The sequence below is a fragment of the Arthrobacter sp. LjRoot14 genome, assembly GCF_964253905.1.
Taxonomy (GTDB): domain Bacteria; phylum Actinomycetota; class Actinomycetes; order Actinomycetales; family Micrococcaceae; genus Arthrobacter.
The window spans coordinates 1696276-1714010 of record NZ_CAXURL020000001.1; the positions used below are offsets into that span (position 1 = coordinate 1696276).

General features: G+C 66.3%; 16 protein-coding genes. 14 read left to right on the forward strand and 2 right to left on the reverse strand.

Translation table 11 applies throughout. From position 1 onward, the window contains the following. The first annotated feature begins 33 nt into the window (after positions 1-33). The 10 genes from argC to ACSQ12_RS07710 all read left to right on the forward strand — a co-directional run bounded on the left by argC (position 34) and on the right by ACSQ12_RS07710 (position 9977). Positions 34-1065, forward strand: coding sequence for an N-acetyl-gamma-glutamyl-phosphate reductase (gene argC, locus ACSQ12_RS07665; protein ID WP_436064938.1), 1032 nt, complete (start codon positions 34-36; stop codon positions 1063-1065). Continuing rightward, complete coding sequence (gene argJ, locus ACSQ12_RS07670; protein ID WP_436064939.1) at positions 1062-2228, forward strand: bifunctional glutamate N-acetyltransferase/amino-acid acetyltransferase ArgJ; 1167 nt, start codon at positions 1062-1064, stop codon at positions 2226-2228. The genes argC and argJ overlap by 4 nt, the downstream gene beginning before the upstream one ends. Before the next feature lie 32 nt (positions 2229-2260). Then, positions 2261-3193, forward strand: a complete 933-nt coding sequence (gene argB / locus ACSQ12_RS07675; protein WP_436064940.1) for an acetylglutamate kinase — start codon at positions 2261-2263, stop codon at positions 3191-3193. Then, positions 3190-4470: an acetylornithine transaminase gene (locus tag ACSQ12_RS07680; protein ID WP_436064941.1), complete on the forward strand. Its 1281-nt coding sequence runs from the start codon at positions 3190-3192 to the stop codon at positions 4468-4470. The genes argB and ACSQ12_RS07680 overlap by 4 nt, the downstream gene beginning before the upstream one ends. Beyond that, positions 4467-5474 carry an ornithine carbamoyltransferase gene (gene argF / locus ACSQ12_RS07685; RefSeq protein ID WP_436064942.1) on the forward strand — a complete coding sequence of 336 codons (1008 nt, stop codon included), beginning with the start codon at positions 4467-4469 and terminating at the stop codon, positions 5472-5474. The genes ACSQ12_RS07680 and argF overlap by 4 nt, the downstream gene beginning before the upstream one ends. Then, positions 5474-6037 carry an arginine repressor gene (locus ACSQ12_RS07690; RefSeq protein ID WP_209746090.1) on the forward strand — a complete coding sequence of 188 codons (564 nt, stop codon included), beginning with the start codon at positions 5474-5476 and terminating at the stop codon, positions 6035-6037. The genes argF and ACSQ12_RS07690 overlap by 1 nt, the downstream gene beginning before the upstream one ends. 12 nt (positions 6038-6049) lie before the next feature. Then, positions 6050-7255 carry an argininosuccinate synthase gene (locus ACSQ12_RS07695; RefSeq protein ID WP_043480224.1) on the forward strand — a complete coding sequence of 402 codons (1206 nt, stop codon included), beginning with the start codon at positions 6050-6052 and terminating at the stop codon, positions 7253-7255. 5 nt (positions 7256-7260) lie between these two features. Next, positions 7261-8688 carry an argininosuccinate lyase gene (gene argH / locus ACSQ12_RS07700; RefSeq protein WP_436064943.1) on the forward strand — a complete coding sequence of 476 codons (1428 nt, stop codon included), beginning with the start codon at positions 7261-7263 and terminating at the stop codon, positions 8686-8688. Positions 8689-8816: 128 nt separating this feature from the next. Further along, positions 8817-9218 (forward strand): pyridoxamine 5'-phosphate oxidase family protein, encoded by a 402-nt coding sequence (locus ACSQ12_RS07705; RefSeq protein ID WP_436064944.1) that lies wholly within the window; start codon positions 8817-8819, stop codon positions 9216-9218. Between the two features lie 21 nt (positions 9219-9239). Next, entirely contained in the window at positions 9240-9977 is a 738-nt protein-coding gene (locus tag ACSQ12_RS07710; RefSeq protein ID WP_436064945.1) for a maleylpyruvate isomerase family mycothiol-dependent enzyme, read from the forward strand. Positions 9978-9991: 14 nt separating this feature from the next. Here ACSQ12_RS07710 and ACSQ12_RS07715 read toward each other — a convergent pair whose 3' ends face one another. Both ACSQ12_RS07715 and ACSQ12_RS07720 read right to left on the reverse strand, forming a co-directional pair. Then, a complete protein-coding gene (locus ACSQ12_RS07715; protein WP_436064946.1) occupies positions 9992-10486 on the reverse strand; it encodes a methylated-DNA--[protein]-cysteine S-methyltransferase in 495 nt (164 codons plus the stop codon). Between the two features lie 45 nt (positions 10487-10531). After that, on the reverse strand, positions 10532-12046 hold the full coding sequence (locus ACSQ12_RS07720) for a DNA-3-methyladenine glycosylase 2 family protein (protein ID WP_436064947.1): 1515 nt from the start codon (positions 12044-12046) through the stop codon (positions 10532-10534). 93 nt (positions 12047-12139) lie between these two features. Between ACSQ12_RS07720 and ACSQ12_RS07725 the strand changes: the two genes are divergently transcribed. The 4 genes from ACSQ12_RS07725 (at position 12140) to tyrS (ending at position 17278) form a co-directional block, all read left to right on the forward strand. Then, positions 12140-12793, forward strand: a complete 654-nt coding sequence (locus ACSQ12_RS07725; RefSeq protein ID WP_436064948.1) for a DNA-3-methyladenine glycosylase — start codon at positions 12140-12142, stop codon at positions 12791-12793. A gap of 81 nt (positions 12794-12874) precedes the next feature. Further along, positions 12875-13432 (forward strand): adenine phosphoribosyltransferase, encoded by a 558-nt coding sequence (locus ACSQ12_RS07730; RefSeq protein ID WP_436064949.1) that lies wholly within the window; start codon positions 12875-12877, stop codon positions 13430-13432. Positions 13433-13635: 203 nt separating this feature from the next. Then, positions 13636-15864 (forward strand): HelD family protein, encoded by a 2229-nt coding sequence (locus ACSQ12_RS07735; RefSeq protein ID WP_436064950.1) that lies wholly within the window; start codon positions 13636-13638, stop codon positions 15862-15864. Positions 15865-15964: 100 nt separating this feature from the next. Continuing rightward, entirely contained in the window at positions 15965-17278 is a 1314-nt protein-coding gene (tyrS, locus tag ACSQ12_RS07740) for a tyrosine--tRNA ligase (RefSeq protein ID WP_209746074.1), read from the forward strand. The last annotated feature ends 457 nt before the right edge of the window (positions 17279-17735 follow it).

Below are 17735 nucleotides of genomic sequence, written 5' to 3' on the forward strand. Positions count from 1 at the left end.
TTCTATGCATAGTCTTGCTGTATAGTCATTTCCATGACTATTTCTGTTGCCGTTTCCGGTGCCAGCGGGTACGCCGGCGGTGAGGTGCTTCGCCTTCTGGCCGGACACCCCGACGTCACTATCGGCGCCATCACAGCACACAGCAACGCCGGTTCCAGACTAGGCGAATTGCAGCCGCATCTCCACGGTCTGGCGAGCCGCATCCTGGAGGACACCACCGTGGAGAACCTTTCGGGCCACGACGTTGTGTTCCTGGCGCTTCCGCACGGAGCCTCCGCGGAAATCGCCGCCCAGCTGCCCGAAGGAACGGTAGTGATCGACGCCGGCGCGGACCACCGCCTGGAAGATGCCGCCGCCTGGGAAAAGTTTTACGGTTCCGCGCATGCCGGAACGTGGCCGTACGGGCTCCCCGAACTGCCGGGACAGCGGGAAAAGCTGAAGGGAGCCAAGCGGATCGCCGTTCCGGGTTGCTACCCGACGTCGGCCCTGCTGGCCTTGACGCCCGGGTTCGCCGGCAGCCTGCTCCAGCCCGACGACGTCGTGATTGTTTCCGCCTCCGGCACCTCCGGTGCCGGGAAAGCCGCGAAGGTGAACCTCATCGGCTCCGAGGTCATGGGCTCGATGAGCCCCTACGGTGTGGGCGGCGGCCACCGGCATACCCCCGAGATCGAGCAGGGCCTGGGCAACGCCGCAGGTGAGCCCGTGACAGTGTCCTTCACACCCACCCTCGCCCCGATGAGCCGGGGCATCCTCACCACGGCAACCGCCCGGGTCAAGCCGGGCGTCACGGCAGCGGAGCTGCGCAGCGCCTGGGAGGACGCGTACGACGACGAGCCGTTTGTGCACCTGCTTCCCGAGGGCCAGTGGCCCGCCACCAAGTCCGTGCAGGGTTCCAACCACGCCGTGATGCAGTTGGCGTTCGACGCTCACACCGGCCGAGTCATTGTTACCTGCGCCATCGACAACCTGACCAAGGGGACGGCCGGCGGCGCCGTGCAGTCCATGAATATCGCCCTTGGCCTGGCGGAAACCGCCGGCCTCAACCTGCAGGGAGTTGCCCCGTGAGCGTCACCGCCCCCAAAGGATTCCGCGCCGCCGGCGTCAAAGCCGGCCTGAAGGCGTCCGGGAATCCTGATCTTGCCCTGGTAGTCAACGACGGCCCCTCGAAGGCCGCGGCCGCGGTGTTCACCTCGAACCGTGTTGCCGCGGCGCCCGTCCACTGGTCGCGCGAAGTGGTGAAGGACGGCCGCGTCGACGCCGTGATCCTCAACTCCGGCGGCGCCAACGCCTGCACCGGCCCGCAGGGTTTCCAGAACACCCACACCACCGCAGAAAAGACGGCGGAAGCCCTGGGCGTCTCGGCCACCGACATCTTTGTCTGCTCCACCGGGCTGATCGGCGAACAGCTGCCCATGGACAAGATCGTCCCGGGCATCAGCGCGGCCACGGCGGCCCTCGGCACCGACGGCGGCCCGGCTGCGGCCACGGCGATCATGACCACGGATTCCGTGTCCAAGGAAGCCGTATTCACGGGTAAGGACGCCGAAGGCAACGAATACACCATCGGCGGCATGGCCAAGGGCGCCGGCATGCTTGCTCCCGGGCTGGCTACCATGCTGGTGGTCATCACCACCGACGCGGACGTCCAGCCGGAAATGCTCGACGTCGTGCTCCGCGACGCCACCAGGGTCACCTTTGACCGGGCGGACTCGGACGGTTGCATGTCCACCAACGACACCGTGGTGCTGCTTGCCTCGGGCGCCTCGGGTGCCGTCCCCTCGGCCAAGGACTTCGGTGCCGGGCTGACGCAGGTCTGCGCCGAACTGGCCCGCAAGCTGATCGGCGACGCCGAGGGCGCCAGCCATGACATCGCCATCCGTACATTCAACGCCGCCAGCGAAAAGGACGCCGAGATCGTCAGCAGGGCCGTGGCCCGCTCCAACCTCTTCAAGGCTGCAATTTTCGGCAAGGACCCGAACTGGGGCCGGGTGCTGTCCGCCGTAGGTACCACCGACGCCGTCTTCGAGCCGGACCAGCTGAACGTTTCCATGAACGGCGTGCAGATCTGCCGCAACGGAAGTATCGGCGAAGACCGCAGCCTGGTGGATCTGGAGCCCCGGGAGGTCCACGTCGGGATCGACCTGCAGGCCGGAGAAGCCGAAGCCACGATCTGGACCAACGACCTCACGCACGACTACGTCCACGAAAACAGCGCCTACTCAAGCTAGGTGGCGCACCCACCTTCCGGGGAGACAGCAGCATGAACACCCAGACACGCGAGACCACCTCCATGAGTGATGCCCAGGACAAGGCAGGCACCCTGATTGAAGCCCTGCCGTGGATCCAGCGCTTCGCGGGTACCACCATGGTGATCAAATACGGCGGCAACGCCATGGTCAACGATGACCTCCGCCGGGCGTTTGCCGAGGATGTCGTCTTCCTGCACCACGTAGGCATCCACCCTGTGGTGGTGCACGGCGGAGGACCGCAGATCAACGCCATGCTCAGCCGCCTCGGCATCGAGTCCGAATTCAAGGGCGGGCTGCGCGTCACCACCCCCGAGGCCATGGACGTGGTCCGCATGGTGCTGACCGGCCAGGTGGGGCGTGAACTCGTGGGCCTGATCAATTCCCACGGCCCGTACGCCGTCGGCATGTCCGGTGAAGACGGCGGACTGCTGCGTGCTGTCCGCACCGGAACCGTCGTGGACGGCGAGGACGTGGACCTGGGCCTCGTGGGCGAAGTCGTGGGCGTCAACCCCGAGGGCATCGTAGACATCCTCGCGGCCGGCAGGATCCCGGTAATCTCAACTGTTGCCCCGGAAATAGCCGACGACGGATCCACCACCGGGCAGGTGCTCAACGTCAACGCGGACACCGCGGCGGCCGCCGTCGCTTCGGCGCTGGGGGCCTCCAAGCTGGTCATCCTGACCGACGTCGAGGGCCTCTACGCGAACTGGCCGGACAAGTCGTCGCTGATTTCATCCCTCACGGCCTCCGAACTGCGGGAGATGCTGCCGAGGCTTGAATCGGGCATGATCCCCAAAATGGCCGCATGCCTGAAGGCCGTTGACGACGGCGTGGAGCGCGCACACATTGTGGACGGGCGCCTGCCGCACTCCATGCTGCTGGAAACATTCACCACCGCCGGAATCGGCACGCAGGTGGTCCCGGACGAGGAAACGAACGCATGAGCCAGATAGAAAAATCCCCGGTGGTTGAGCTGGTCGAAACCACAGGCCACACAACCGGAGCCGAGTGGCTGGCGCGCTATTCCTCGTCCCTCATGGGCGTGTTCGGCACGCCGCAGCGGGTCCTGGTCCGCGGCGCGGGGTGCCTGGTCTGGGACGCCGACGGCAAGGAGTACCTCGACCTGCTCGGCGGCATTGCCGTGAACGCCATGGGCCACGCCCACCCGTTCGTGACGTCGGTGATCTCCAGCCAGCTCGCCACCCTGGGCCACGTGTCCAACTTCTTCACCAGCCCCACGCAGATCGCGCTGGCCGAAAAGCTGCTCGAACTGGCCAAGGCGCCGGCGGGCTCCAAAGTGTTCTTCGCGAACTCCGGCACCGAGGCCGTGGAGGCTGCTTTCAAGTTGGCGCGCCGCAACTCCGGGGCCGAGGCGTCGGCCGGCGAAGGTGGAATCATCAAACGGCGGACCAAGATCATCGCGCTCGAGGGTGCCTTCCACGGCCGCACCATGGGCGCCCTGGCGTTGACTGCCAAGGCCGCCTACCGGGCGCCGTTCGAACCGCTGCCCGGCGGTGTCGTCCACATCCCGTTCGGGGATATCGACGCACTGATCGGGGAAATCGATGAAACGACTGCGGCTGTCTTCCTGGAGCCGATCCAAGGTGAAGCCGGCGTCCGGCCGCTTCCCCCCGGCTACCTGAAGGCCGCCCGCGAAGCGACCACGAAGGCAGGAGCGCTGCTGATCCTCGATGAGGTCCAGACCGGCATCGGCCGCACCGGCAAGTGGCTGGCCAGCGAAGACGCCGGCATCGTCCCGGACGCAGTGACGCTCGCCAAGGGCCTGGGCGGAGGTTTCCCGATCGGGGCGTTGATCACCTTCGGCGCTGAAACCTCCTCGCTCCTCACCGCAGGCCAGCACGGCACCACCTTCGGCGGAAACCCGGTGGCCACGGCCGCCGCGCTGGCCACACTGCACGCGATCGAGAGCCAGCGCGTCCTGGACAACGTCCGTACAGTGGGGGAGCATCTCCGCTCGAAGCTCGCGGCAGTCGACGGCGTGACGGAAGTCAGGGGCGAAGGCCTCTTGATCGGCTTTGACCTGGACGCTGACATCGCGCCCGCCGTCGTGACCGCAGGACTGGATGCCGGGTTCATCGTCAACAGCCCGGGTCCGCGCACTATCCGCCTCGCCCCGCCGCTGATCCTGACGGCTGCACAGGCCGACAGCTTCATCGAGGCACTGCCCACGCTCCTCCAGACCGCAAAGGATGCCCAGTGACCAGCTCCGCAACCACCCGTCACTTCCTCAAGGACACCGACCTCACCCCGGCAGAACAGGCCGAGGTCCTGGACCTCGCCGTCCGCATGAAAGCCGCGCCCTACAGCGTCCAGCCGTTCGCGGCCGAAGGCAGCGGACGCAAAACTGTCGCGGTCATCTTCGACAAGACGTCCACCCGAACCCGCGTTTCCTTCGCCACCGGCGTGGCTGACATGGGCGGAAACGCCCTTATCATCAACCCGGGCGAGGCGCAGATCGGCCACAAGGAATCCGTGGAGGACACTGCCAAGGTCCTGGAACGAATGGTGTCCACCATCGTCTGGCGCACCGGCGCCCATTCGGGCCTGGTGGCCATGGCGGAAAACTCCAAAGTCCCCGTCATCAACGCCCTGTGCGATGACTACCACCCCTGCCAGCTGCTGGCCGACCTGCTGGCCGTCAAGGAACACAAGGGCGAGCTCAAGGGCCTCACCATGAGCTACGTCGGTGACTCCGCCAACAACATGGCGAACTCTTACCTGCTGGCCGGGGTGACCGCCGGGATGCACGTGCGCATTGCAGGTCCGGACGGTTACCTGCCGGCCGCGGAAATCGTCGCCGCCGCAGAGGAGCGGGCCGCGGAAACGGGCGGCTCGGTGCTGATCACCACGGATGCCGCGGAAGCTCTCAAGGGGGCCGACGTCGTCGCTACGGACACCTGGGTGTCGATGGGCCAGGAGGCCGAAAAGGAAGCCCGGCTCAAGCTGTTCCGTGACTATTCCGTCGACGAAGCGGCGATGCAGCTCGCGGCGCCGGACGCCGTCGTGCTTCATTGCCTGCCGGCATACCGGGGCTATGAGATCTCCGCAGGAGTCATTGACGGTCCGCAGTCGATCGTCTGGGACGAGGCGGAAAACCGCCTCCACGCCCAGAAGGCGCTGATGGCGTGGCTTATGCACCGGTCCGGTCTAGCATTCGTCGACGGTCTTTCTCCCGTTGAAGGCACCGGGGAGAGCACGTTCTAGTGTCCACCAACCCTCCGGCGGCACAGGGCGCCAGCCCGGCCACCAAAACGGCCAGGCTGGCGCGGATCACCGCGATCCTGACCGGTGAATCAGTGCGTTCGCAGGCCGAGCTTGCCGCCCTGCTGGCGGACGACGGCGTCCAGGTCACCCAGGCAACGCTGTCCCGCGACCTCGTGGAACTCGGCGCGGTCCGGGTCCGGGGCAAGGACGGCGTGCTCGTGTACGCCGTTCCGGGAGAGGGCGGTGAACGTGCGGCCAAGGCGGGCGTTACCCAGGAGATCCTGGACGCCCGGCTTGCCCGGCTGTGCGGCGAACTGCTCGTGACCGCTGAAGCCTCGGCTAACATCGTGGTGCTCCGGACCCCGCCGGGTGCGGCGAACTTCCTGGCACTGGCAATCGACCACTCGGTCATGCCGTCCATCCTGGGGACCATCGCCGGGGACGACACCGTGCTGCTGGTCACGCGGGATCCGCAGGGCGGCGGGAAAGTGGCCGCCCGCTTCCTGCAGTTTGCCGAAGAAGCCGGCCATAAGCTTGAAGACAACCAAGAACCAAACAACTAAGGAGCATTTGAAGTGACTGAGCGTATTGTGCTGGCCTACTCCGGTGGCCTGGATACTTCCGTAGCGATCGGCTGGATCGGTGAAGCAACCGGTGCCGAGGTCATCGCCGTGGCCGTCGACGTCGGGCAGGGCGGCGAGTCGCTGGAGACCATCCGCCAGCGTGCCCTGGGCTGCGGCGCCGTCGAAGCCTACGTGGCCGACGCCAGCGACGAGTTCGCCAACGAGTACTGCATGCCCACGCTGAAGGCCAACGCCCTCTACCAGGGCCACTACCCGCTGGTCTCCGCGATCTCCCGCCCGGTGATCGTCAAGCACCTGGTCAAGGCCGCCCGCGAATTCGGCGCCACCACCGTGGCGCACGGCTGCACCGGCAAGGGCAACGACCAGGTCCGCTTCGAAGTGGGCATCCAGACCCTCGGACCGGACCTGAAGTGCATCGCCCCGGTCCGTGACCTCGCCCTGACCCGCGACAAGGCCATCGCCTTCGCCGAGGAAAAGGGACTGCCGATCGAGACCACCAAGAAGAACCCGTACTCGATTGACCAGAACGTCTGGGGCCGCGCCGTCGAAACCGGCTACCTCGAGGACATCTGGAACGCCCCCACCAAGGACATCTACGACTACACCGCCACCCCGGAATTCCCGCCGGCCCCGGATGAAGTTACCATCACTTTCGAAGCCGGCGTGCCGGTCGCGATCGACGGCGTCAAGGTCACCCCGCTGCAGGCCATCAAGGAGCTCAACCGCCGCGCCGGCGCCCAGGGTGTGGGCCGGATCGACGTCGTCGAGGACCGCCTTGTGGGCATCAAGTCCCGCGAAATCTACGAGGCCCCCGGCGCCATGGCGCTGATCACCGCGCACAAGCACCTCGAGGACATCACCGTTGAGCGCGAACAGGCACGCTTCAAGGCCACTGTCGGCCAGCGCTGGTCCGAGCTGGTTTACGACGGCCAGTGGTTCTCCCCGCTCAAACGCTCCCTGGACGCCTTCATCGAGGACACCCAGAAGTACGTCTCCGGTGACATCCGCATGACGCTGCACGGCGGCCAGGCAGTGGTCAACGGGCGCCGCTCCGAGACCTCCCTCTACGACTTCGACCTCGCCACCTACGACACCGGCGACACCTTCGACCAGTCGATGGCGCGCGGCTTCATCGAGCTGTGGGGCATGTCCGCCAAGGTTGCCTCCGGCCGCGACATCCGCGTCGCCGGAAAGTAGCCCCTGTGGCTGAGCAAAAGTCCGAAGCCACCAATACGGGCGCACTGTGGGGCGGCCGGTTCGCCGGCGGCCCCGCCGACGCCCTTGCGGCGCTGAGCAAGTCCACGCACTTTGACTGGCGTCTGGCCCGTTATGACATTGCCGGGTCCAAGGCTCACGCCCGCGTGCTGCACAAAGCCGGCCTGCTGGACGACGCCGAGCTCGAGGGCATGCTGGATGCCCTGAACAGGCTTGATGCAGACGTTGCCTCCGGCGCCTATCTGCCGGCGGAGTCCGATGAGGACGTCCACGGTTCGCTGGAACGCGGCCTCATCGAGCGTGCCGGTACGCAGCTCGGCGGCAAGCTCCGCGCCGGGCGCTCCCGCAACGACCAGGTGGCCACGCTGGGACGGATGTTCCTGCGCGACCATGCCCGGATCATCGCCCGCGGCGTGCTCGCCACGATCGATGCCCTCGTGGAACAGGCCAGGGCGCACCAGGGCGTGGCCATGCCCGGACGCACGCACCTTCAGCACGCACAGCCGGTCCTGCTCAGCCACCACCTGCTCGCCCACGCCTGGGCGCTGCTGCGCGATGTGCAGCGGCTGCAGGACTGGGACAAGCGCGCAGGCGTTTCGCCCTACGGTTCCGGCGCCCTTGCGGGCTCCTCGCTGGGCCTGGACCCGGAGGCAGTGGCGGCGGAACTCGGCTTCTTCTCCGCGACGCATAACTCGATCGACGGCACCGCCTCGCGCGACGTCTTCGCCGAGTTCGCCTGGGTCACGGCCATGATCGGTGTGGACCTCTCGCGCGTGTCGGAGGAGGTCATCCTGTGGGCCACCAAGGAATTCTCCTTTGTCACCCTGCACGATTCGTACTCCACCGGTTCCTCGATCATGCCGCAGAAGAAGAACCCGGACGTTGCAGAACTGGCCCGCGGCAAGGCGGGACGCCTGATCGGCAACCTGACGGGGCTGCTGGCCACGCTCAAGGGCCTGCCCCTTGCGTACAACCGCGACCTGCAGGAGGACAAGGAGCCGGTCTTCGACGCCGCCGACACGCTGGAGGTCCTGCTTCCGGCCGTCTCGGGCATGATTGCGACGCTGAAATTCAACACGGAGCGGATGGAATCCCTGGCACCGCAGGGCTTCGCCCTGGCCACGGACATCGCCGAATGGCTGGTCCGCCAAGGGGTTCCGTTCCGCGAGGCGCATGAGCTCTCCGGCGCGGCCGTGAAGCAGGCCGAAAGCCGCGGGGTTGAACTCTGGGACCTGACGGACGAGGAATATGCCGCCATCTCGGAGCACCTGACGCCGGAGGTCCGCACGGTCCTTTCCACCGAGGGCTCGCTCAACAGCCGCAACTCCCAGGGCGGGACGGCACCTGCCGCCGTCGAGCGCCAGCTCATCGCGCTGGAAGCCGAGCTGACCGGCGTGCGGGAGTACGCCGGCTAACACCCACACGCTCTCTCACTTGTTGCAGTTATCTGGCCGACGCTCTCTCACTTTCCCCGGGAAAGTGAGAGAGCGTTGCCGGTGGTCATGCAATAAGTGAGAGAGCGTTGTGCGTTTATGGTGGGTGGATGAGCGAATCCTTCCGCCAGTACCTTCGTGCCCTGCCGGACTTCCCCGAGGACCTTCCGGATTTTGATCCGGCGGATGCGCCGGCTGACCCGGCCCGGCTGTTCCGGCAATGGCTGGCAGAGGCCCTGGCCGCCGGAGAACCCCAGCCGCATGCGTGCAGCCTGGCTACGGTCGGCGCCGGCGCCCGGCCCTCGTCACGGATGGTGATCCTTAAGGACATTGACGACGACGGCTGGCACATCGCGTCGTCCCGCACCTCACGCAAGGGTAAGGAACTCGCGGCGACCCCGAAGGCGGCCCTGAATTTCTACTGGCCGCTGCAGGGCCGGCAGGTCCGCGTGGCAGGCGGCGTTGTGGCGCACGTGGCGGTGCGGGGCGCGGCCTGCGTTAAGGGTGATTAACTGTCCGCTACGATGGCGGGTATGACCGCAATCACACCGGACGCGCTGCTCGCCGAACTCCACAAAGCCGCCGACGTCGTTGCCTCCCAGGCCGGCAAACTCGCCGAAGAAGACGTGGCGGCACCGTCATTGCTGCCGGGCTGGACACGGGGCCATGTCCTCGCGCACCTGGCCGGCATTTCGAATGCCATGGCCCGGCAACTTGAATTCGCCGGCCGCGGCGAAACTGTTGAACTTTATGACGGCGGCTTTGAGGGCCGTACCAAAGCCATCGAGATGGCCGCCGGGCACACCCTGGAGCAGCACCATGCGGATGTGGATTCTGCGCTGGAGCGTGCACTGCGGGCCTTCGATGCTTTGGATGCCGGCGCCTGGCAGGTGCCGATTTCCTACCGCGGGGGAGTGGTTCTGGACGGCGGCCTGGCCCTCTGGCGCGAACTCGTGATCCATGCCTCGGACCTGAACACCGGACGTGGCCCGGAATCCTGGAGCCGGCCCTTCTGCGAGCACTTGTTCGATTTCCTGGCCGCCCGCGTGCCGGAGGGCCAGCGGTTCGTGCTGCAGCCACTTGGCCTTCCGCCGGTGACCATTGGTACCGGCAACCGGTCCATCGTCATTAACGGAATGCTGACGGACATTGCGGCCTGGCTCGCGGGGCGTGAGCCCTCGCTGGGCAGCCTGCGTGCGTCTGCTGCTGCCGACGGGGTGGATCTTCCGGAACTCCTGCCGTGGCCCGCGGGCGTTCCGGCCGGCAAGTAGGGTTGCCGGCTCCGTCAGCGTTTCTCGCGTCCTAGCAGGCTTTCCTTGACGGCGAGCCCCCACCGGAATCCGCCCAGCGTGCCGTCTGTCCGCACCACGCGGTGGCACGGTACGAACAGGGCTGCCGCGTTGAAGGCGCAGGCACTCGCCGCGGCCCGGACGGCCCTCGGGTTTCCGGAGAGCTCCGCGTATTCCGTGTAGGTCACCGGGCGGCCGGGGCTCACCGTCCGGAGGACATCCCATGCGTGGCTGCGGAACGGCCCCGATTTCTGCAGGACCGGCACACGCATCGCAGGCTCCGGATCGCCTGCGTAGAAGGCAATCACGGCGTCCGAGATATCGCCCAGTTCCGGGACCGGGACCAAATCATCCGGCAGCAGCTCGGGATGGATCTGCCCGGTCAGCTCCGCAGCGTCTGCGGTCCAGCCGGACGCCAGGACGGCGCCGTTGCGGGCAATGATGGTGAACGGACCGTCCGGAGTGGACATGGTCAACAATTGGGCTTTCATTTCTTCGCTTTCTTGGGTTAAATCTCCGGGATTAACCCTTCAGGGTTAACTCATCGAAACGATGGACTCTGCCTGCCGCCCCGGCCTGACTTGAGGGCGCGTGGCGGCAGCACGCCAGAGGTGCATGGTGGCGTAGGAACGCCAGGGGCTCACGTCCGTGAAGTCGGTCGGCTGAACGCCGGGCGGCCGGTCACCCGCCGGTGTCCCGGCCTCGAGCGCGAGGATGCCGTTGCGCACGGCGGCATCATTGGCCAGGAACACGTCCGGTGCGCCGATCACTCGCATGGCAACGTACCCCACCGTCCAGGGCCCCACCCCGGGCAGCGGCAGGAGCTTGGACTCCAGGCCGGCGAGATCGTCGCCGTAGCCGAAGTCGAGGTCCCCTGCGGCCATGGCGCCGGCTGCGGCGCGGACCGAGTCAATCCGCCGCTGCGGACCACGCAGCAGGGCGAATCCCGGGTCGGCGATCTGGGCCGCAGTGGGGAAGAGGCGGTGCAGGCCATCAGCTGGCACCAGGCTCTCGCTTCCGCAGGCGGACAGCTGGGTGAGGGCGGTCCGGGCGGCCGCGACGGTGATTTGCTGGCCGATCATCGCCCTGATCAGCAACTCCTGCGGATCCACGGCCCCGGGCATCCGCATTCCCGGAAAGGCTTTGACCGCGGGTGCCAGCCGCGGATCGTCTTCCAGTGCGCTGTCGATGGCAACGGGGTCTGCATCGAGGTCCAGGAGTCGCCGGACCCGGCTGAGCAGCGACGGCAGGTCCCGGAGGTCCACGGCCCCGATGGTGAGGACCAGGGGCCGCCCCGGGGCGCCGGCGTCGTACTCAACGCTAAAGCGGGCGTCAGCGTGCGGCAGCCGCAAGGTCCTCGCATAGGAGGTTCCGGTGCCGGCCTCGATCCCGGGAATGGAGCGCACGGCGAGGAACTCGAAGATGCCCGGGTCGAACGGTTCACGGTAGGGCAGGTTCAGCGTCAGGGCCGTCGTCGCAGTAGGCGTCCGGTGGTGGCGCGCGGTGCCCCGGAGAGCCGTCGGCGTCATGTCGAAGACCTCGCCTATTGTTTCGTTGAACTGGCGGACGCTGCTGAACCCGGCCGCGAACGCCACGTCGGCGAGCTTCATCTGCGTGGAAACCAGCAGCGTCCGGGCCGTCTGTGCCCGGCCGGCCCGGGCCAGCGACAGCGGGCCGGCGCCGAGCTCGTGGCTGAGGATCCGGTTGAGCTGCCGCGAGGAGTAGCCGAGCCGCGACGCGAGCCCTTCCACGCCGTCGCGGTTGATGACGCCGTCGTTGATGAGCCGCATGGCCCGCCCCGCGATGTCCGAGCGGATGTTCCACGCCGGCGTTCCCGGAACGGCTTCCGGAAGGCAACGCTTGCAGGCCCGGTATCCCGCGTCGTGGGCCGCAGCGGAGGTTTCGTAGAACGTGACGTTCTCCGCTTTCGGCGTCCGGGCCGGGCACGAGGGTCGGCAGTAGATGCCTGTGGTCCGGACGGCTGTGTAGAACTGCCCGTCGAAACGGGGGTCGCGGGCATCGATTGCCCGGTACCGCTGCCAGAAGTCCATGGCTCCATCCTGTCAGCTCGGGAACCCGGGTGCTAGCGGAAATCGGACACGGCCGTGGGCCATGCTGAGGTCGGCCTTTGTTAAAGTCGATGCATGAGCAGCAGCCCGCCGCGACCCGGACACGAACACGCCGTACGGGAGTTACTTTCCGGGGACGCCCGGCACGTGGCGCCCCTGGTGCTTGGGGCCATACTCACCCATGACAGTCCAGAGGGTGCGGTCTCCGTGCGGATCACCGAGGTTGAGGCCTATCTTGGCCAGCACGACTCCCCGCACCCGGACCCCGGTTCCCACACCTTCCGCGGACAGACCGGGCGAAACAAGCCCATGTTCGGACCCGCCGGGCACTTGTATGTCTACTTCACCTATGGCATGCATTATTGCGCCAACATCGTCTGCGGACCGCCCGGTACAGCGTCGGCCCTGCTCCTGCGGGGCGGGGAAATCGTGGCTGGCGAAGACCTGGCACGTACCAGGCGCCCGACGTCGAAATCCTCCAAAGACCTGGCCAGCGGGCCCGCCAGGCTGGCCACCGCACTGGGACTGACGACGGCGGACAGCGGGCGGGACGCGCTCGGTGAACCGTTCAGGCTGGAGCTGCCGGTGGCGCGGGCACGCGACATCACCACCGGGCCGCGGGTGGGGGTTTCGGGGGCCGGCGGCAGCCACGCCTATCCGTGGCGGTACTGGCTGACCGGCGATCCCACGGTCTCCCGCTACAAGGCCGCGAAGGCCCGTCCGGTTTAGGCGCCGCCGCTTCGGCCCAGGCTTCAGCGCCGCGGACGTCCGGATCGTGAAGAATGGCCTCCACCGGCATAGGGTGGATGCGTGAATCAAAGCGAGCCGGGCCAAACCAGACGAAGCGTTCCTGTGGACCAGCTGATCAGCAGCCTCTGCGCCACGGTGCCGGACTATCCCAAGCCCGGAATCATCTTCAAGGACCTGACGCCGGTCTTCGCCAACGGTGCCGCACTCCGTGCCGTGGTGGACGCACTGGTTGAGCCGTTCAAAGGACAATTCGACGCCGTGGCGGGGGTGGAAGCCCGCGGCTTCCTGCTGGCGGCCGCTGCTGCCTATGCCACCGATACTGGCGTTATCACGGTGCGAAAAGCCGGAAAGCTCCCCCGCAAGGTGGTCGCGGAGGACTATGCGCTGGAATACGGGACGGCAACGCTCGAGCTGCACACCACTGACCTGCCGGCCGGGAGCCGTGTGCTGATTCTCGACGACGTCCTTGCCACCGGCGGTACGCTCGGCGCCGCCACCCGCCTGTTTGAACGCTGCGGCGTCCACGTTGCCGGCGTGGGCGTGGTCATGGAACTTGGTGAACTGCGTGGACGCTCGGCTCTCACGGGCCACCGGGTCCGCTCGCTCATCCGGCTCTAGGGCGCGCGCCGTCCCGGAGCCGCGCCGGGCCGGAGTCGCGCCGGGCCTGCCGCCCGACGTCGGGCGCACGCCGTCCCGGAGCCGCGGCCGGAGCCGCGGGGGCGCCGGGTGCGGAAAACCGGGGTCACTGAAATGTTTCAGACGCGTTCATCAAAATGGTTGTAGAATGGACGGTCTGTCTTTTGCGATAGGGGAAAGTCTCGATGCTCGACGCTGATTTGGCCCATGAACGGGACTATGTTGCCGGACTGTATGCCCGCCTTGATGAGTTGCGCGAGGAAAAGCGCACTCAACTTGCCCAGGTCCGCCGTGCCGGTGCCGTGGGAACCATGCAAAATGTTTCCGAACGGGACGCCTTCGCGGCGCTCTATGAGGACCGCCTGGCACAGCTGGATGCTGTGGACGACCGGCTGGTTTTTGGCCGCCTCGATTTGGACTCGGGGGAGGCCCAGTACATCGGCCGTATCGGCCTGACGACTGACGACCTCCAGCGGCTCATGGTTGACTGGCGTGCGCCCGAGGCCGGGCACTTCTACCAGGCCACTGCTTTCGACCGCCAGGGCGTGCGCCGCCGGCGCCACCTGATTCTGCAGGGCCGCGACGTCAAGGCCATCGAAGACGACGTCCTCGACGCCGGCATGCTGGCCGACAATGAATCGCTGCAGGGCGAGGGCGCGCTGCTGGCCGCCCTTAACTCCAAGCGCACCGGACGCATGTCCGACATCGTGGGCACCATCCAGTCGGAACAGGACCGGATCATCCGCTCGTCGATCTCCGGCGCCGTCGTCGTCCAGGGCGGGCCCGGAACGGGCAAGACGGCGGTTGCGCTGCACCGCGCCGCATACCTCCTCTACACCCACCGTGACCGGCTCAAGACCGCCGGTGTTCTCCTGGTGGGTCCGTCGTCGTCGTTCATGAAGTACATTGAGCGCGTCCTGCCGTCACTCGGCGAGACGGGCGTGGTCATGGCGAGCGTCGGCCGGCTCATGCCCGGCATCAACGCCGTGCCCGAACAGGAAGCGGACGTCGCTGCCCTCAAGGGCAGGCTGGACATGGCCGAGGTGGTTGCCAACGCCGTCTCCAACCGGCAGCGCATTCCGGCTGAGAACCGGATCCTTGAAGTCGACGGCCGCAAGCTGGTCCTGACACCCCGCCAGGTGCGGCGGGCCCGGGAAAAAGCCCGCGCCACCCACAAGCCGCACAACGAGGCGCGCCTGACGTTCGTGAAGATCCTGCTTCGTGAGCTCACCGAGCAGATGACCGAGCTCGTCGAGGCCGGCAGCATCGGCAACAACGCCGACCGTTCGTATCTCGCCGAGGACGTCCGCACTGCTCGCGATGTCCGGATCGCACTGAATCTGTGCTGGATGCCGATGACCCCGGAAAAGCTCATCTCAGAGCTGTTCAGCAAGCCGGCAATCCTGGAGGCGTGCACGCCCCACCTGACCGACGCTGAACGCGCCCTCCTCAGCCGCCCGGTGGACAGCCCCTGGACCGAAGCCGACGTGCCGTTGCTGGATGAAGCGGCCGAACTGCTGGGCGAACTTGATCCCGCCGCCGGTCGCGGGCTGGCCCAGCAGGAGCACGACCGTGCCCGGGACATCGCCAACGCCAAGCAGACCCTGGTGAACATGGAAACCGCCGGGGTGGACGTGCTGATGACGGCCGAGGAACTCGTCGACCAGAACCAGGAGCGCGAAGCGCGGCTCACCGCGGCGGAACGCGCCACCAGCGACCGCACGTGGGCCTTCGGGCACATCGTTGTCGATGAGGCGCAGGAGCTGTCGCCGATGCAGTGGCGGCTGTTGGTGCGGCGTTGCCCACTGAAATCGTTCACGATCGTGGGCGACATCGCCCAGACGAGCTCCGTGGCTGGCGCCAAGTCCTGGCAGAGCGCGCTGGAGCCGATGTTCGGCGACCGCTGGCAGCTCGAGGAACTCACCGTCAACTACCGCACGCCCTCCCAGATCGCGGAGGCGGCGGCACGGATGGCCACCGCCGCCGGTCTGGTGATCTCTGCTCCCAAGGCCGTCCGCGAAGGCCGCTGGTCGCCGATCATTGACCGCGTGGATGACGGGGCAATCGTCAGCAGGCTCGTTGAGGTCCTTCCGGATGAGCTCGACGCGCTCGACGGCGGCCTGCTGGCAGTGATTGCCGACGGCGAACTGCTGCCGCAGGCCACTTCTGCCTTGCGCGCTGCCTACGGCCGCCGAGTCGGTACCGGGGCCGGCAGCTACGAGCAGGACATTGTGGTCATCAGCCCGCGGGAAGCAAAGGGCCTGGAATTCGACGGCGTTGTGGTGCTGGAGCCGTCCATGATGCTCAACCATGAACACGGACGCGTCGGCGACCTCTACGTGGCCATGACCCGGCCCACACAGCGGCTGCGGCTGATCGCAGCCGCCCCGGTGCCGGCAGGCATCGAACGCTGATCCCCGGTGGCGGGAGGACCGGTTTGTCCCGGGCTCCCGCCACCCCGGCGGCGCTGTCACGCAGCGCTGGGGGCCGGGCAATCCTGCTAACTTAGATCACGTGTCCCAACTAAATGATCTCGAGTCCCAGCAGAACGATCCGACTTTTGCCAATATCTGGCAAGAGCTCAACTGGCGCGGCCTGGTCCACGTGTCCACTGACGAAGTGGAACTTGAAAAGCTGCTCGCCGGGGACCCGATCACCTATTACTGCGGGTTCGATCCAACCGCTCCCAGCCTGCACCTGGGCAACCTCGTGCAGTTGCTCCTGATGCGCCGCCTTCAGCTCGCCGGCCACAAGCCGTTGGGCCTGGTAGGCGGATCCACCGGCCTGATCGGTGATCCGAGGCCGACGGCGGAACGCACCTTGAACACCAAGGACACCGTTTCCGAATGGGTCGGGTACCTTCAGGCCCAAGTGCGTCGCTTCCTGAGCTTTGACGGCGACAACGCCGCCAGGATGGTCAACAACCTCGACTGGACGGCCCCGCTCAGCGCCATCGACTTCCTTCGCGAAATCGGCAAGCACTTCCGGGTCGGCACCATGCTCCGCAAGGACGCCGTTGCCTCCCGCCTCAGTTCGGATGAGGGCATCAGCTACACCGAGTTCAGCTACCAGATCCTGCAGGGCATGGACTACCTCCAGCTCTTCCGTGACTACGGCTGTGTCCTGGAGACCGGCGGCTCGGACCAGTGGGGCAACCTCACCAGCGGTACCGAACTTATCCGCAAGGTGGAGGGCAAGCACGTGCATGCCCTTGGCACGCCGCTCATCACCAATTCGGACGGCACCAAGTTCGGAAAGAGCGAAGGCAACGCCATCTGGCTTGATCCGGAGATGTGCAGCCCCTACGCCTTCTACCAGTTCTGGCTCAACACTGCTGATGCCGACGTTGCCGCGAGGCTGAAGGTGTTCACGTTCCTGACCCGCGCAGAGATAGAAGCCCTGGAGGTTTCCATTGCCGAGCGTCCCTTCGCCCGCGAAGGGCAGCGCCGGCTTGCGTTCGAAGTGACCTCGCTGGTCCACGGCGTGGAGGCAACGGAGAAGGTCATCGCTGCCTCGGCGGCACTCTTCGGCGGCGGCGATCTCGCTGCGCTGGACGAGCAGACCCTTTCGGCCGCCACAGCCGAACTGCCGTCGGCGCGTGTTGACTCGGAGGGGATGGGCATTGTGGATCTGCTCGTGGCCTCGGGACTCTCGGACAGCAAGTCGGCCGCCCGCCGGACGGTGGGCGAAGGCGGCGCTTACGTCAACAACACCAAGGTCACCGATCCGGATGCAGTTATTCCGGGCAGCGAACTCCTGCACGGGCGCTACCTGCTCTTACGCCGCGGGAAGAAAAACCTGGCAACCGTGGAAGTGGCAGCTTCCTAGGATCAGGCGCACCCAAGAAGTCATATGCACGCTCCTTTCCGGCCGATTTGCGCGGCCGGGGAGGAGCGTGTAATGTTTTCTGAGTCGCCGCCGCTGAGTGGTGACAAACCCCCTACAAATGAGAAGCAATTCTTCATGCGCAAGGCGCAAAGATGAAAAGTTGCTTCGCATTTTGCTGGGCGGATTCACTCCACCAAGTGAATTTCGGGAGAATAACCGGATTTGCAAAGTGGAATTGAATGAAATAAGCTAGAAACATCGCAGCGAAGAAATGATAACAAAGAATTCACTGGAATTCAAATATTTGTTTGAAAAGTATTCGAATGTGTCTGTTGTTTGAGAACTCAATAGTGTGCCAAGTTTGTTGATACCAATTTATTTTATGGATTGGTTGAATTGACTGGATCCGCCACCCCGTGGTGTGGTCTGGTTTTTACAGCTGGTTTCAAATTTTGTG